Genomic DNA, 18,024 nt, shown 5'->3' with positions numbered 1-18,024 from the left:
TCTGTTATAGTCTTTATATTTATTTAACAACAAATACTACATTGATCAATGAATTGTATCCTGTTGGCACAGCATCAACGGTAAATGACATGACACCTGCATCCGTTACTGAAACTCCGGAAAACACCGAGGTATCGTAATACGTAATATAATAGTGAAGTTCACTAGCCGTATAGGTTGGTATACCATTAGGTGCCGATGGGCTTTTCACTGCAGGACTTCCATATTGTGCAACATACTGAGCATGCAAGTCTATCGGCGTTCCTGGTCCTACAGAAGATGCCGGAACCGCTATAGATGGCGGATAAAAAATTCTGGCCGCTTTGGAAGTAATCGGTGCTATCGCCTGGATTGCTTCTTCAACCGTTGTTTCGTTAGTAGGTGATGCTTCTCCTGCCTCATCCATATCCACCGGGGTAACCAGATCTACTTCGCTGGCGTTTTGATTATCTGTATCAATACTGCTTATATCGATGGTATTACCATCGGCAATGGTTAAATCGGTACCAGATAAACTCAAGGTCTGGTCATCAGTATCGGTATCAATAGAACTGATATCTATAGTGTTCCCATCTACAATGGTCAGGTTTGTACCGGACAGACTCAAAGTTTGGTCGTCGGTATCTGTATCAATACTACTTATATCAATCGTATTTCCTCCGCTAATGGAAAGGTTGGTTCCACTAAGACCTAGCGTTTGCCCATCTGTGTTCACACCAGAGATGTCAATCGTGTTTCCATCTACAATGGTTAAGTCCGTACCTGACAGGCTCAAGGTCTGGTCATCGGTATCGGTATCAATGGAGCTGATATCAACTGTATTTCCGTCAGCAATTGTCAAGTCCGTACCGGATAGGCTCAAGGTTTGATCGTCCGTATCCACATATCCACTCAAATCAACGGAGTTACCATCCGCAATGGCCAAGGTGTTCCCTGTTAGACTCAAGGTCTGATCATCTGTGTCGGTATCTATAGAACTGATGTCAATCGTGTTCCCACCACTTAGGGATAGGTCATTTCCACTCAGGGAAAGTGTCTGTGAATCCGTGTTCACACCGGAGATGTCAACTGTGTTTCCGTCGGCAATTGTCAAATCTGTACCCGTGATGCTCAAGGTCTGGTCGTCCGTGTCCACATAACCGCTCAAATCAACAGAATTACCATCTGCAATGGCCAAGGTGTTTCCTGTCAAACTCAAGGTCTGGTCATCAGTATCGGTATCTATAGAACTGATGTCGATCGTGTTCCCACCACTTATGGATAGGTCATTTCCACTCAAGGATAGCGTCTGTGAATCCGTGTTCACACCGGAGATATCAACCGTGTTGCCGTCGGCAATTGTCAAATCCGAACCTGTAATGCTCAAGGTTTGGTCATCGGTATCCACATAACCGCTCAAATCAACGGAATTTCCGTCAGCAATGGCAAGCGTATTACCTGTCAGACTCAAAGTTTGGTCATCGGTATCTATTGAACTAATATCTATCGTGTTACCATCTGCGATACTTAAATCGGTACCAGTTAGGCTTAATGTTTGATCGTCCGTGTCCACATAACCGCTCAAGTCCACAGAATTACCATCCGCAATGGCCAAGGTGTTTCCTGTCAGACTTAAGGTCTGGTCATCGGTATCTATGGAGCTGATATCAACTGTATTTCCATCTGCAATGCTCAAGTCGGTTCCTGACAAACTCAAGGTCTGGTCATCGGTATCAATTGAACTAATGTCCACTGTATTTCCGTCAGCGATACTCAAATCCGTTCCAGTTAGGCTTAATGTTTGGTCATCGGTATCCACATAACCGCTCAAGTCAACGGAGTTACCATCAGCAATGGCCAAGGTGTTTCCTGTTAGACTCAAGGTCTGATCATCAGTGTCGGTATCTATAGAACTGATGTCAATCGTGTTCCCACCACTTATAGATAGGTCATTTCCACTCAAGGATAGCGTCTGTGAATCCGTGTTCACACCAGAAATGTCAACTGTGTTTCCGTCGGCAATTGTCAAATCTGTACCCGTGATGCTCAAGGTCTGGTCGTCCGTGTCCACATAACCGCTCAAATCAACAGAATTACCGTCTGCAATGGCCAAGGTGTTTCCTGTCAAACTCAAGGTCTGGTCATCGGTATCAATTGAACTAATGTCCACGGTATTTCCGTCAGCGATACTCAAATCTGTTCCAGTTAGGCTTAATGTTTGATCATCCGTATCCACATAACCGCTCAAATCAACAGAATTACCATCTGCAATGGCCAAGGTGTTTCCTGTCAAACTCAATGTTTGGTCATCCGTGTCCGTATCGATGGAACTAATATCGATGGTGTTGCCACCACTGATGGATAGATCATTTCCGCTCAGGGAAAGTGTCTGTGAATCCGTGTTCACACCGGAGATATCAACCGTGTTGCCGTCGGCAATTGTCAAATCTGTACCCGTGATGCTCAAGGTCTGGTCGTCCGTGTCCACATAACCGCTCAAATCAACAGAATTACCATCTGCAATGGCCAAGGTGTTTCCTGTCAAACTCAAGGTCTGGTCATCGGTATCCACATAACCGCTCAAATCAACCGAATTACCATCTACAATGGCCAAAGTGTTTCCTGTCAAACTCAAGGTCTGGTCATCGGTATCCACATATCCACTCAAATCAACAGAATTACCATCTGCAATGGCCAAAGTGTTTCCTGTCAAACTCAAGGTCTGGTCATCGGTATCCACATAACCGCTCAAGTCAATGGAATTTCCATCAGCGATGGCAAGCGTATTACCGGTCAGACTCAAGGTTTGGTCATCCGTGTCCGTGTCAATGGAGCTAATATCGATGGTGTTACCACCACTAATGGATAGATCATTTCCCGTTAAGGAAAGCGTTTGTGAATCCGTGTTCACACCGGAGATATCAACCGTGTTGCCGTCGGCAATTGTCAAATCTGCACCCGTGATGCTCAAGGTTTGGTCGTCAGTATCCAAATAACCGCTCAAATCAACGGAGTTACCATCTGCAATGGCCAAGGTGTTTCCTGTTAGACTCAATGTCTGATCATCAGTATCTATTGAACTAATGTCCACTGTGTTTCCGTCAGCGATACTCAAATCTGTACCGGATAGACTCAAAGTCTGGTCATCTGTATCTATTGAACTAATGTCTACAGTATTTCCATCTGCAATGCTCAAGTCGGTTCCTGACAAACTCAAGGTTTGGTCATCTGTATCAATTGAACTAATGTCCACCGTATTTCCGTCAGCGATACTCAAATCTGTTCCAGTTAGGCTTAATGTTTGATCATCCGTATCCACATAACCGCTCAAATCAACAGAATTACCATCTGCAATGGCCAAGGTGTTCCCTGTCAGACTCAAGGTCTGGTCATCAGTATCGGTATCAATTGAACTGATGTCTATCGTGTTGCCATCTGCGATACTCAAATCTGTACCAGTTAGGCTTAATGTTTGGTCGTCGGTATCTACATATCCACTCAAATCAACAGAGTTACCATCTGCAATGGCCAAGATGTTTCCTGTTAGATTCAATGTTTGATCATCAGTGTCGGTATCGATGGAACTGATATCGATGGTGTTACCGCCGCTGATGGAAAGGTCGTTCCCGCTCAGGGAAAGCGTCTGTGAATCCGTGTTCACACCGGAAATATCAACTGTGTTGCCGTCGGCAATTGTCAAATCCGTACCCGTGATGCTCAAGGTCTGGTCGTCCGTATCCACATAACCGCTCAAATCAACGGAGTTACCATCTGCAATGGCCAAGGTGTTTCCTGTTAGACTCAATGTCTGATCATCAGTATCTATTGAACTAATGTCTACTGTATTTCCATCTGCTATACTTAAGTCGGTACCGGATAGGCTCAGGGTTTGATCGTCTGTATCCACATAACCGCTCAAATCAACGGAATTACCATCTGCAATGGCCAAGGTGTTTCCTGTCAAACTCAAGGTCTGGTCGTCAGTATCCACATAACCGCTCAAGTCAACGGAATTTCCGTCAGCAATGGCAAGCGTATTACCTGTCAGACTCAAAGTTTGGTCATCTGTATCGATTGAACTAATGTCTACAGTATTTCCATCTGCAATGCTCAAGTCGGTTCCTGATAAACTCAAGGTCTGGTCATCGGTATCCACATAACCGCTCAAGTCAACGGAATTACCATCCGCAATGGCCAAGGTGTTTCCTGTCAGACTTAAGGTCTGGTCATCAGTGTCGGTGTCTATGGAACTGATATCAATGGTGTTCCCACCACTTATCGACAGGTCATTTCCGCTCAGGGATAGCGTCTGTGAATCCGTGTTCACACCGGAGATATCAACCGTGTTGCCGTCGGCAATTGTCAAATCCGAACCCGTAATGCTCAAGGTTTGGTCGTCCGTGTCAATAAATCCACTTAAATCAACGGAATTTCCATCTGCTATGGAAAGGGTGTTCCCCGTAAGACTCAATGTCTGATCATCAGTATCAACAGTATGGGAAAGGTCAGAAATTTGACTCTCTGTAATTGTTAAGTTTGCCACATTGAAGTCAATATCCACCTCATCATTTGCAACATCGTCAGTTATGCTGATAAGATTAGATCCCGCATTTACATTCTTAAACTCTAAATCAGCGCCAATTTTACGAGCAAATAGTCCGACACCCCCTGCTCCAGCGTTAGAGGCGGTATTCGTTTGTCCAGAAGTAGCTGCAAAGGCATCCACTTCCGCTTTCAATTCCTCAATTACGTCTTGAACATTATTTGATACCAAGGTAGTTGTGCTAGGATCATAACTTACTTCACTAGCATCCTGATTATCGGTATCGATACCGCTTAAATCAACTGTATTCCCGTCGGCAATTGACAAATCTGTGCCCGTGATGCTCAAGGTCTGGTCATCCGTGTCCGTGTCAATGGAACTGATGTCTATCGTGTTACCATCTGCGATACTCAAATCTGTTCCAGTTAGGCTTAATGTTTGGTCGTCGGTATCAACATATCCACTCAAATCAACCGAATTTCCATCAGCGATTGCCAGTGTATTACCGGTCAGACTCAAGGTCTGGTCATCCGTGTCCGTGTCAATGGAGCTAATATCGATGGTGTTGCCACCACTAATGGATAAATCACTTCCGCTCAGGGAAAGTGTCTGTGAATCTGTGTTCACACCTGAAATATCAACTGTGTTTCCGTCAGCAATTGTCAAATCCGAACCTGTAATGCTCAAGGTTTGGTCATCGGTATCCACATAACCGCTCAAGTCAACGGAGTTACCATCTGCAATGGCCAAGGTGTTTCCTGTCAGACTTAAGGTCTGGTCATCGGTATCTATGGAGCTGATATCAACTGTATTTCCATCTGCAATGCTCAAGTCGGTTCCTGTCAAACTCAAGGTCTGGTCATCGGTATCAATTGAACTAATGTCCACTGTATTTCCGTCAGCGATACTCAAATCCGTTCCAGTTAGGCTTAATGTTTGGTCGTCAGTATCCACATAACCGCTCAAGTCAACGGAGTTACCGTCGGCAATGGCCAAGGTGTTTCCTGTCAGACTCAAGGTCTGATCATCAGTGTCGGTATCTATGGAACTGATGTCGATGGTGTTGCCACCACTAATGGATAGATCATTTCCGCTCAGGGAAAGCGTTTGTGAATCCGTGTTCACACCGGATATATCCACAGTGTTGCCATCGGCAATGCTCAAATCCGTTCCAGTGATGCTTAATGTTTGATCATCCGTGTCCGTATCAATGGAACTGATGTCAATGGTATTTCCGTCGGCAATGGTCAAATCTGTTCCTGATAGACTCAAGGTCTGGTCGTCAGTATCCACATAACCGCTCAAGTCAACGGAGTTACCGTCGGCAATGGCCAAGGTGTTTCCTGTCAGACTCAAGGTCTGATCATCAGTGTCGGTATCTATGGAACTGATGTCGATGGTGTTGCCACCACTGATGGATAGATCATTTCCGCTCAGGGAAAGTGTCTGTGAATCTGTATTCACACCTGAAATATCAACCGTGTTTCCATCAGCAATTGACAAATCTGTACCTGTAATGCTCAAGGTCTGGTCATCAGTATCGGTATCAATTGAACTAATATCGATCGTGTTCCCACCACTTATGGATAGGTCATTTCCACTCAAGGATAGCGTCTGTGAATCCGTGTTCACACCGGAGATATCCACAGTGTTGCCATCAGCTATAGTCAGGTCTGATCCCGTTATGCTCAAGGTTTGGTCATCTGTATCCACAAAACCGCTCAAATCAACAGAGTTTCCATCGGCAATAGCTAACGTGTTTCCTGTCAAACTCAAGGTCTGATCATCTGTGTCGGTATCTATAGAACTGATGTCTATCGTATTTCCATCTGCGATAGTCAAATCTGTACCGGATAGACTCAACGTCTGGTCATCAGTATCGGTATCGATGCTGCTAATATCCACGGTATTTCCTCCACTGATGGAAAGGTCATTTCCACTTAAGGATAGTGTCTGTGAATCCGTGTTCACACCGGATATATCCACAGTGTTGCCATCGGCAATACTCAAATCTGTTCCAGTGATGCTCAATGTTTGATCATCAGTATCAACAGTATGGGAAAGGTCAGATATTTGGCTTTCTGTTATGGTAAGGTTCGCCACATTGAAGTCAATATCCACCTCATCATTTGCAACATCGTCAGTTATACTGATAAGATTAGATCCTGCATTGATGTTTTTGAACTCGAGATCTGCCCCAGTCTTACGGGCATAAAGTCCAACACCCCCTGCCCCAGCATTAGAGGCGGTATTCGTTTGTCCAGAAGTAGCTGCAAAGGCATCCACTTCCGCTTTCAATTCCTCAATTACGTCTTGAACATTATTTGATACCAGGGTAGTTGTGCTAGGATCATAACTTACTTCACTAGCATCCTGATTATCGGTATCGATACCGCTTAAATCAACTGTATTCCCGTCGGCAATACTCAAATCAGTTCCTGATAAACTTAACGTCTGGTCATCCGTGTCCGTGTCGATGGAACTAATGTCTATCGTATTTCCATCTGCGATGCTCAAATCTGTACCGGATAGACTCAAAGTCTGGTCATCTGTATCGGTATCGATGCTGCTAATATCCACGGTATTTCCTCCACTGATGGAAAGGTCATTTCCAGTTAAGGAAAGCGTTTGTGAATCCGTGTTCACACCGGAGATATCAACAGTGTTGCCATCGGCAATGCTCAAATCCGTTCCAGTGATGCTCAATGTTTGATCATCCGTGTCCGTATCAATGGAGCTTATGTCAATGGTGTTTCCATCAACAATGGTTAAATCTGTACCCGACAAACTCAAGGTCTGGTCATCGGTATCTGTGTCAATAGAGCTGATGTCTACCGTGTTTCCGTCGGCAATGGTCAAATCAGTACCCGACAAACTCAAGGTCTGGTCATCCGTGTCAACATATCCACTCAAGTCAACAGAGTTCCCATCCGCAATGGAAAGGGTATTTCCTGTCAAACTCAACGTCTGGTCATCCGTATCCGTATCGATGCTGCTAATATCCACGGTATTTCCTCCACTGATGGAAAGGTCATTTCCAGTTAAGGAAAGCGTTTGTGAATCCGTGTTCACACCGGAGATATCCACAGTGTTGCCATCGGCAATGCTCAAATCCGTTCCAGTAATGCTCAATGTTTGATCATCCGTATCCGTATCAATAGAGCTGATGTCAATTGTATTTCCGTCTGCAATGGTCAAATCTGTTCCTGATAGACTCAAGGTCTGGTCGTCAGTATCCACATAACCGCTCAAGTCAACCGAGTTCCCATCCGCAATGGAAAGGGTATTTCCTGTCAAACTCAATGTTTGGTCATCCGTATCGGTATCGATGCTGCTAATATCCACGGTATTTCCTCCACTGATGGAAAGGTCATTTCCAGTTAAGGAAAGCGTTTGTGAATCCGTGTTCACACCGGAGATATCCACAGTGTTGCCATCAGCTATAGTCAGGTCTGATCCCGTTATGCTCAAGGTTTGATCATCGGTATCAATCGTACTAATGTCTACCGTATTTCCATCTGCTATACTTAAATCTGTACCTGAAAGACTCAAGGTCTGGTCGTCAGTATCCACAAAACCGCTCAAATCAACAGAGTTTCCATCGGCAATAGCTAAGGTGTTTCCTGTCAAACTCAATGTTTGGTCATCCGTATCGGTATCGATGCTGCTAATATCGATGGTGTTGCCACCACTGATGGAAAGGTCATTTCCAGTTAAGGAAAGCGTTTGTGAATCTGTATTCACACCTGAAATATCAACGGTGTTTCCATCAGCAATTGACAAATCTGTCCCTGTAATGCTCAAGGTCTGGTCATCGGTGTCTGTATCTATCAAAGCTGCCAAGGCTGCCAAGGCAACTGAAAACGTGTTCGCCTCGGAATCTATAATTTCAAGGTTGGTGTTAGTTCCATCAATTCCGAAAGAAGTAATTGTTGTATTGGTGTCGGTAAGTGTATCGCTTAAACTGCTTAAATCGACACTTACATTTCCCCCATTTTCCAATGTTAGTGTCAATTCGTTCGTAGCTCCATCCAAAGTAAACCCAGTTAACTGCTGATCATCTGTTGATGTCAATTCCCAAGAATCACCATCCCAGAAATAAATAGTTCCTGTATTGGTATTGACATAAACGTCTCCTGTATCCGCACCTGCAGGAGTTATTGCTCCGGCCGTAGTGACCGCAGTTCCGCTCAAGACTTCGCAGTTACATTGATCTTGTAGGGTTACTGTGGTTTGGGAAAATGCAATTCCTGTGAAAAGCATTAGGACTGCAACTAAGATGCTCTTTTTCATGGGGTTATGATTAGTAGACATCGGGTCTGGGTTGAATTATTGTATTTGTTAGAGCTTATTAAAGCTTTTAAATCAGTTGTTCTTTTTGCATAGTATTTCTACACTTTACAAAATTACCTTTACCTCTAGGGGGGGAAAATATTTGTTGTGTACGCTTGAAATCCGACGGTATAGGGTTTAAATTCTGAGGTTACTTTTTTTTTTGAGGTAAAAAAATCGAGGTAGTTGGTCGATTAAACCAAGACAGTAAAAGGCTAAAGCGCATAGCGAAAATGGTTTTTCGGCTCTTAAATTGGATAAAATGGCTGTAAGAATTGGATGTAAAAAAAGTCTAATCCCTATTGACCCTGTACGTAATTCCGCGATTGGTTATTACTGTAGGAATGTTTAAAACGGACCTAGGTGAAAACTCTGAAGTTGAGTTGATCAAGGTAGCCGTAGCGGTAATCAAATCTCCACCAGAAGGTATAACCGTCAAGGGAATTGAGAACTCAAATGCATTGGTATTATCTGTATTTCCATCAGCATCCGAATAGGCTGAAACACTGTCATCCGTATCGGAACCACCACCTTCATCAGCACTACCCAGATAGGTCTGACCTTCTCCGTAATCTATGGATAGACCCAATTGATTGTCCCCACTTGTAGCGGTTCCTTCGCTAACATCCGTCAAGAAAAACTCCAAGGTTGTTCCAGGTCGTGACCAACCCTTTACCACGAGATTTGAACCTGAAAGGTAGGTTGATTCGATAATCGGGAAGTTCAACAAGTTATTGGGTCCGCTATCTGCATCTCCATTATCGTTTACGGTAACTCCATCTCCATCCCCTGCTGTAGCATCCAAATCAATGCCTAGAGCAGCTGTGGAAGTTCCATTGGCGTAAATGGAATTTTGACTGATTAGATTGCCCGTTCCGCCTATTACAACTATTCCAGCGCCTCCGTTGCTATAAATTTGATTATTGGTCAGTTGAGAGTTATCACCAGCAACAAGAACGCCCATATTTTCCACATTTCCTGAGCAATTACCACCATCTTGACCCGAGGCCGTAATTGCATTTTCCGTTATGGTCAATGCTCCAGAACTTGCAGAGGCATCTATGCCTGAAGCAGCGGCGTTTTCAATTAGGTTTTGTTGAATGGTAATTCCATTTCCTCCCAAAATCTCAATATTACCATCACAGGCTTGGTCTCCGTTGGAGGTTATATGATTGTTTTGAATTAAACTGCTTGTTCCTCCATTAATTCGTATGCCGGTATCTGTATTGGTGGCAATATAATTGCCATCTATTGTTAGGCTTCCTCCCAAAATTTCAATACCGTAATCTACGTTACCACCATTTGAACCTTGGGCATTGACGCCCAAAAGGTTGGAGGTAATGTTAGCAGTACCACTATTTATCTGGACTGCAGCATTATTGTTTGCATATACAGCCAAGTTTCTAATAGTTGCATTGGCTTGTACATCAAAAACATCACCTTGATTTCTATATACCTGAATCTCAGGTCTGGAATACATTGGTAAGCTAATTGCGGAAGTTCCCACAGTGCTACCTCCAGAGCCTACAGTTCCTGAATTGGTATCTCCGGAATAAGCTGTTTGGGTACGACCATCTACAATGGTATTGTCACCAGTTATTGCGGTCAAAGGATTACCATTGCCTATGGTGATATCAAAAAAGCCACTAGAATAATTGGAATCTGCAGTTCTACCCAAGGCGTCCGAGCTAGGTGGAATCATAAAAATAGAGGTGTCATCCCCAGCTGCTGGATTGAAAATTGCATTGGCCTCAATGTCCAATCCTGTTTCATCCAAGTTGTTGGAGTTTACAATAAACTGTTCCAAGGAACCTTGTCCATCTTCATTGGTATTAACAATGGTATTAAAGTTGAAACCAAAATCCAATCCAACAATACCACCACTGTTAATTGTCACTGCGGAGGTGGTTTGAGCTCCTGTCAAGGTTCCCGTCCCTACATCTTCGGCAGAAGGATCAGCACCGCCAATCTCACCGGTTACATCTACAAAGGAACCTGAGGTATTATAATTTCTATAAGTTTGAACTGGAATACAAGAGGTACAGCCAATTCCGCCCCCTCTTGAAGATCTTACAGTAGAGTTTACCACACGAATGGTATAATCCCCATCCGCCATTCCTCCAAAGGTATAGTCACCATTGCTATCTGTGGTGGTACTCTCAATAAAAACGTTTGATGAATCATAAATTTCCAGGGTAGCATTGTTTGCCCCTACCCCTGATGCGGTTGCCATGTCCCTACCTGAACCTCCAGGGTAGTTGACATCCTCAAAGACAGTTCCGTCTACCAAATTGGATTGAACCCGTATTAAAACTGCGTTAAAAAATACAGCATCCGAAGCTACTGAAACATTGGCCGTTACCTGGGAATCCCCTGGTGATATGTAAGAGGAAATCCCGTAAGTGTCCAAATCGACACCATAGGTGGTAGCATCATTATAGACAGGTGCCTGAGTATCATCATAAATGGTGCCGTTGTATGCGTTATTTCCGGTTTGACCACCATCTCCGCTCAAGGTAAATGTAGTAGTCGCTTGGTTAGTAATAGAAAGTGTTTCCGAAGCACCAGAAAGGGTATCGTCTCCTTCCCAAGACAAGAAGGTGGCTTTGGCACCCGAACCTGCAATGGCGTAAAAGGAATCCAAGGTAAACGAGTCACTAGAATTCCTTAGTCTTTGAAAACCTTGGTACAGGTTGATACTGGATGCAGGTAAGGTAGGGTCGTCATAAAAGACCATCAATGCCCAACCGCCCAGTACACCTTGACTACCACAGCTACTTGTGGTGTCAATAGTCAAATCGGCAAAATCGTATGTGTTTGTGGAAGGGTCTGCCAAGCCTGTAACGATGGATGTTACATCACTTAAATAACTCCAATAGGTTGCAGAATAGGCGTTGTAGGCCAAATCTGCAGTAATGGCTTGTCCTTCAAAGGTGACATCCGCATCCATGGTAGAGCTGGAATGCGCCCAGTACAAATAAGCTTTTCTAATGGTAGCGGTACCAGGGATGGGTGCTATTAACGTACCTGAACTGGTATTTGTAACTGCACAGGGATCCGTACCATTGTTTGCGGTTCTCAACGTGTTTCCAGTAACCACATAATCCACATTTCCATGGAATTCCTCATATAACACCAGCGGCGCATCCGAAGAAATTTGTGCGTTGATGGTTCCCGTTGCCGTATCCGTAAAATCGACGGTTCCATCTGAGGAAGCTGTAAACTCTACTGTAAAGGTTTCATCGGATTCTATAACCGAATCATCGGTAATTGGAACAGTAATAATTTCCATATCCCCAACCGTACCATTAAAATTCAGGGTTCCTGTGGTGCTTGTATAATCGCTGCCTGCTAGAGCTGTTCCATCCACAGTTTGAAAGTTTACTGTAAACGCTCCAGAGGCGCTTGCTCCCGTGTGTGTAACTGTAAAAACGGCATTGCCCGCATCCTCATCTACTGAAACATCCGAGATGGTCATAGTTGGACCCGGTACATAACAAGAAACCGCAGCCTCCCAACCATTATTGGTAACGCTAAAATCTGAAGTAAAACGGAAAGTTAGACAACCAGAACCATCTGTTGAGGTGATAGTACTTGGTGGAGTATTCCCGTTGTGATACTGTCCTATTAAGGTTCCTCCTGTGGTGGTACCTTCATAAACATAAAGAAAGTCGTATCCGTCCTCCACATCAAAGCTAGTGAAGTTGATACGGACAAAACTACCGCCTGTATCGGGACAAATGGTGTACGTTATGTCTTCATTGTTTGAGTATGCTGCAGATTGACCTCCTGTATCCAGAAAGGTATCACTACAGGTATTATCTGTAACACCATCAGTTATGATCAAACCATCATTATCTGTAATGTTCCCTGTAGCTGTATCTGAAAAATCTACCGAACCATCTGAAGAAGCGGTAAATTGAATGGTAAAAGTTTCGGTACTTTCCAACGTACTATCATCCGTAATGGGTACCGTTATCGTGTCCGTATCGCCACTGGTCCCATTAAAGTTAAGGGTTCCACTAGTAAAGGTATAATCACTTCCAGAAGTTGCCGTTCCATCGACAGTTTGAAAATTAACGGTAAATGCCCCTGATGCATTGGCGCCCGTATGTGTAACGGTAAAAACCGCATTACCCGTTCCCTCATCAAAAGTAATGTCGTTGACAATGATAGTAGGGCTGAAGGTAGCGGTAAACAGTACGTTGTCTATGTAAATGGTCTCACCACCACTCCAATTGGAGTCTCCCCCCACAAAACGAATGGATGAATTAGCCGAAATCTGATCTCCTGTTAAATTATGGGAAACCGAACCTGTTGCTGTACTATTGATTGTTGAAACAGTTTGGTAAGACGAAGTATTATCGTTCCAGAGTTGTACCAACAGGGATTCATTACCCCTAGATGTTGCATCATAATCCAAATCCAAGGTTACACTGGAAGCTCCTGAGAGATCCAAGTCCCGGAAAATGGTCCTACTATCTATATTATTGAATTCCAGTTCATTCCCAACAATTTCAATACGTCCCGAACTTGGGCTGTCATCATCGTTAGTTTCATCCCAACTGGTTGCAAAATTTTGCGTACCATCGTTATTGGAATATGAGGTGGAACTAAAGTTATCACGATAGGTATCCTGTCCCGTCATGGAGAAACAGGCAAATACAAATAGTATTGCACTTAGCGCAACTGTTCTTTTTTGAGGTTTTATTTTGGTAAGCATATAGTTAGTGGAATATACTTTTACCAAATGTAACCGTAGTTCCATGCGCCTCTAAATAATTGTTGTGAAAGGGCTTATCGATAAAGTGAACAGGTACAAATGTGGGGTGAGGAGGAACAGATTATTGCTATATATACAAAAAAAGGAACCCCAATTGAGGTTCCTTTTTTCATTTTACGTAAAAATATTACGCTATTCGAATATGATGAATTCCGATCTTCGATTCAACTGATGCTCGTCGCTAGAACAACGCACTCCATTACTACAGTTGTTTACCAATCGTTTTTCTCCAAAGCCTTCTCCTTGCAGTCTATCTGCAGCTATGCCTTTGGAAATCATATAATTTACTGTGGATTCCGCTCTCTTCTGGGACAGCCACAGGTTGTATGCATCATTACCTCTACTATCCGTATGGGAATTCACCTTGATTTTTAAGCTGGGATACTTCTCCATGGCCACAATGACCTTTTGAATCTCAATTTCGGCATCTGAACGAATGTTGTACTTGTTCAAATCAAAGTAAATAGTACTTAGTTGTAGTAATTTAGCCAAGTCATCGCCGAATCCTCCTGTGACCACATCACGCTCCAGATAAAAGTCCACAATTCGTGGTTTGCCATAAGACCTATTGAGATACTCTTCGGCCGGTACATATCCATCTCTTGAAGCCCGCACAAAATTGCCTTTGGAACAATCCAAACTTAACACATAATTGCCTTGGGAGTCCGTTAAGGTAGACGATACCTCTTTGTTTTCCTCATCAATGATCATTACTGTTGCACCTGCCAAAACTTCATTTGAAATTCTATCCCTTACCGTTCCGGTCACTTCTTGGATACAATCCAAGACCAAGGGTTCGTTCTCCGTAAATTCGTAAATGTCGTCCTCACCTAATCCGCCTTCCCGATTGGATGAGAAGTAGCCAATCTTGGTTTCGTTATCCAAGATAAATGCAAAATCATCTTGATTTCCATTAATGGGTTTCCCCACATTTACCACAGGTTCATTGAAGTTTCCAAAGGTGATTTTGGTCGCAAAAACATCCAAGCCTCCTAAGCCGGGATGTCCATCCGAAGAAAAATACAACACCCCTTCTTGGGTAATATAAGGGAAGGTCTCCCTTGCCCTAGTATTAACATTTTTGCCCAGATTGATGATAGGTCCGTATGTTCCATCACCAATGATTTCTGTATAAAATATATCGGACTCTCCTACTGCGCCTGGCATGTCCGAAACAAAATAAAGTTTCTTCCCGTCCGGACTCAATACAGGATGTGCCACAGAATAAGAATCGCTGTTGAATGGCAATTCTATTATTTTCGTCCATTCGCCATTAATTAATTCCGCGCTATAGATTTTAAGCCTGATAATCCCCTGTTCATCTTTGTATTTTTTGCCATCCAAGAAGTTGTTTCTCGTAAAATACATCGTCGTTCCATCTTTGGAAACCACCGAAGTGGATTCGTGCAATCTTGTATTTACATCTCCAGAAACCTTGACCACACGATCATTGGAAACACTATCTGCATTGACCTTATACAAATCCAAGAAGTCCTTGGAGTTCCATGTATGTCTATACCGGGCCAAATTTCCAGTATCCCTGTCGGAAGAAAATATCAGTCCCTTTTCGTAGAATGCTGCTGCAAAATCCGAGTATTTGCTGTTGTAAGCGAATGGCTTGACACTAAATCTTCCTGAGTTCTTCTCTATCTTGGCCAAGTAATCCTCATCTGAGGGGAACTCTCCTTGGGCAGTCATTTGCTTGAACTTGGACATCATATCAGATGCCGCATCGTACTCTCCAAGGGTTTTTAAACTCTGGGCATACCTGAAGAAGTAATCCGGTTCTGTTTCATCAGGATAGGCCTCAGCCAACCTTTTGTAAACATTTGCGGCCTCTTCATATTTGGCATTGAAGTAATAGGCGTTTCCCAAACGTTTCAACAAATCCTGGGATACATATCCTTTGTCCAATACTTTTTTATAAATATCAATGGCCGGACTGAAAGAGTATTCGTTATAGCGTTCGTCCGCCTTTGCTTGGGCTTTGGCCCCTTGTTTTTCATTCACCTTTACCTCTTCCTGAGACCAAAATGGGCTAGAATATCCTAGAAAAACAATTACAAGGATTAGTATTCTTTTTTGCATAGTTCAGGTATTAAAAGAATCTAGGTGAAACCGTTCTTTGGAATGCCTTCAACAATTCCAGTCGTAAAAACACTTCAAAAGACCCATCATTGAATTGGGTACCTCCCAACTCAGTTGTCTCCCGGTCATATGCCAGACCAATCATTATTTGATCCGTTATCTGGAACCCAGCCAAAGCACTCACGGCCGCATCCAGTCTATAGGCTCCACCAAAGTAGAATTTATCCGCATAAAGGAAATTGGCCGAAATATCCACTTGCAAAGGAGCTCCACCCACTGCCTTGGTCAACAATGCAGGTTTGAACTGCAAATCTGCATTCAAATCGAAAACATAACCCGTAATCAAATAGAAGTTAATGCGTTCCGTGGACAAAAAGTTTACGGAATTGGCATCGTTGGCATTGTTATCAAAATACTCTGTCTCCAAAATATTGGGAGCCGATACCCCAGCATAAAACTTATCCGTGTGGTAGTAAATGCCCAACCCAAAATTAGGGTTGAACTGGTTATCAATATTATCCTGTTGCACTACCTCTTGATCAAAGTTCCGCAATCCATTAAAATCCAGGCTCAACATATTTCCACCAGCCTTTAGTCCAAAAGAAAGCTTGGCATCCAGGGCTACGTCTATGGTATATGATAAAACAGCATCTAAATAGGTCTCTTGAACCACCCCATCCCCAATATTGTCATTGACTACGGAAATACCATAACCCAATCTACTGTTTCTAATGGGTGAATGAAGGTTGAGGCTAAAAGTCTCTGGTGCGCCGTCCAAACCTATCCATTGGGAACGATACAAACCGGCAAAGCTCAATTGCCCCCGAGAACCTGCATAAGCTGGGTTCACCGTCAGCGTATTGAACATATACTGGGTATACTGGGCATCTTGTTGGGCAACAAGACTCTGAATTGTGATTCCAATAAGTAAAAACGGAATTAAAAAGTGCTTTTTAATCATTCTGTTTCAATATGTTACCTACTTATATAAATGTATTCGGAGTCGGTAAAACTTCCTTCTTCCGTTTGATAGTCAAAGATATAAAAATATACCCCTGCCGGAAGATAATCGTTCACACTTAGGGTTGACCTACCTCGTGATCGACCATCAAATACATTGTTGATGTTGTCGTAATCCTTTCCTTCATAAACCGCCACGCCCCATCTATTGAAGATGCGCAGGGTACTGGTTGTTATATTTCTTACCCCCCTTATAAACAGGAAGTCATTTTTTAGGTCCCCATTGGGTGTCAGCATTTGGTTCACCTCAATATTTTCCACTGATACTGTAACCACGGCAGTGTCACAATTGTCAGGGTCATCTGCCTCACAAATTTGATATTCAATGGTATAGATGCCATCAGAAGTATTTGGAGTCACGTCAACACTTCCGTCTGGGTTAATGGTTAAAGCACCAGTTGGAGTGGAAGTGAGAATCACATTGATTATCGTCGCAGGTTCGCCATCTAAGGTGTCGTTGGAGAGCACATCGCTGCCGGTAATCAATCCACCAGCACTTGTTGAACCATATGCATCATCCACAGCTACAATCTCATTCACCATGGCTGGGCCTACCTCTATGGTCACTGTACCCGAATCGCAGTTTTCCACATCAGCCATCTCACAGATGGTGTATTCAATGGTGTAGGTTCCCTCTTCTGTTCCTGGAGTCACCTGAATACTCCCGTCCTCAAGAATTGTGAGTTCTTCCGTAGGGGTGGAACTTAGGATAACATTCTCCAAAGATACAGGCATACCATCCAGGGTATCATTGTCAAGTACGTTACTATTCGGAATCTCACCTCCAGAAGTATCAGCACTATAGGAATCATCCATTGCGATAATTTCATTCATCATTGCAGGGCCCACCTCAACGGTTACAGTACCCGTGTCGCAGTTATCCATATTAGCTAGCTCACAGATGGTATAGTCTATTGTATAAATACCATCAGGGGTTCCCGGCTCCACTCTAATAGTTCCATCCTCAAGAATCGTTAATACATCTGTTGGTGTGGAAATTAAAATGACATCCTCCAAGGTTACAGATTCTCCATCCAAGGTATCGTTGGCAAGTACATCGCTATTAGGAATCTCACCTTCATCCCCATTCGTAGTAAATGAGTCATCTACCGCAACAATGGTCTTGGGACTATCAGGATCTAAGTAGTCAGGAGTACCGTCATCGTCGGTATCGTCATTGGTGGGGTCGTCGTCACCGTCCACGTCCTCATCCGGGGTGTCGATACCGTCCCCGTCGTCGTCCAGGTCGCGGTAGTTCACGTCCTCCGTCCCATCCGTG

General features: G+C 43.5%; 5 protein-coding genes. All 5 read right to left on the bottom strand.

Annotated elements, in window-relative coordinates:
• Positions 1 to 19 precede the first annotated feature (19 nt).
• Complete coding sequence (locus tag FGG15_RS18605; protein ID WP_138839176.1) at positions 20 to 8,815, bottom strand: beta strand repeat-containing protein; 8,796 nt, start codon at positions 8,813 to 8,815, stop codon at positions 20 to 22.
• 331 nt (positions 8,816 to 9,146) lie between these two features.
• Positions 9,147 to 13,622, bottom strand: coding sequence for a beta strand repeat-containing protein (locus FGG15_RS18600; protein WP_237561877.1), 4,476 nt, complete (start codon positions 13,620 to 13,622; stop codon positions 9,147 to 9,149).
• A 147-nt stretch (positions 13,623 to 13,769) separates the two neighbouring features.
• Positions 13,770 to 15,725: an OmpA family protein gene (locus FGG15_RS20465; RefSeq protein WP_138839174.1), complete on the bottom strand. Its 1,956-nt coding sequence runs from the start codon at positions 15,723 to 15,725 to the stop codon at positions 13,770 to 13,772.
• Positions 15,726 to 15,735: 10 nt separating this feature from the next.
• Positions 15,736 to 16,686 (bottom strand): PorP/SprF family type IX secretion system membrane protein, encoded by a 951-nt coding sequence (locus tag FGG15_RS18590; protein WP_138839172.1) that lies wholly within the window; start codon positions 16,684 to 16,686, stop codon positions 15,736 to 15,738.
• 14 nt (positions 16,687 to 16,700) lie between these two features.
• The coding region (locus FGG15_RS18585; protein ID WP_202619597.1) for a T9SS type B sorting domain-containing protein at positions 16,701 to 18,024 on the bottom strand (1,324 nt) is incomplete at its 5' end.

It is taken from the genome of Flagellimonas algicola (genome assembly GCF_005937185.1).
GTDB lineage: Bacteria > Bacteroidota > Bacteroidia > Flavobacteriales > Flavobacteriaceae > Flagellimonas > Flagellimonas algicola.
Note: the sequence above shows the minus strand (reverse complement) of the source record. Positions and strands in the feature narration are given on the sequence as shown.

What these genes read in the sequence shown, in the direction of transcription:
- FGG15_RS20465 (WP_138839174.1), bottom strand. Translation starts at nt 15,725, where the DNA reads ATGCAAAAAAGAATACTAATCCTTGTAATTGTTTTTCTAGGATATTCT.
- FGG15_RS18605 (WP_138839176.1), bottom strand. Translation starts at nt 8,815, where the DNA reads ATGAAAAAGAGCATCTTAGTTGCAGTCCTAATGCTTTTCACAGGAATT.
- FGG15_RS18590 (WP_138839172.1), bottom strand. Translation starts at nt 16,686, where the DNA reads ATGATTAAAAAGCACTTTTTAATTCCGTTTTTACTTATTGGAATCACA.
- FGG15_RS18600 (WP_237561877.1), bottom strand. Translation starts at nt 13,622, where the DNA reads ATGGAACTACGGTTACATTTGGTAAAAGTATATTCCACTAACTATATG.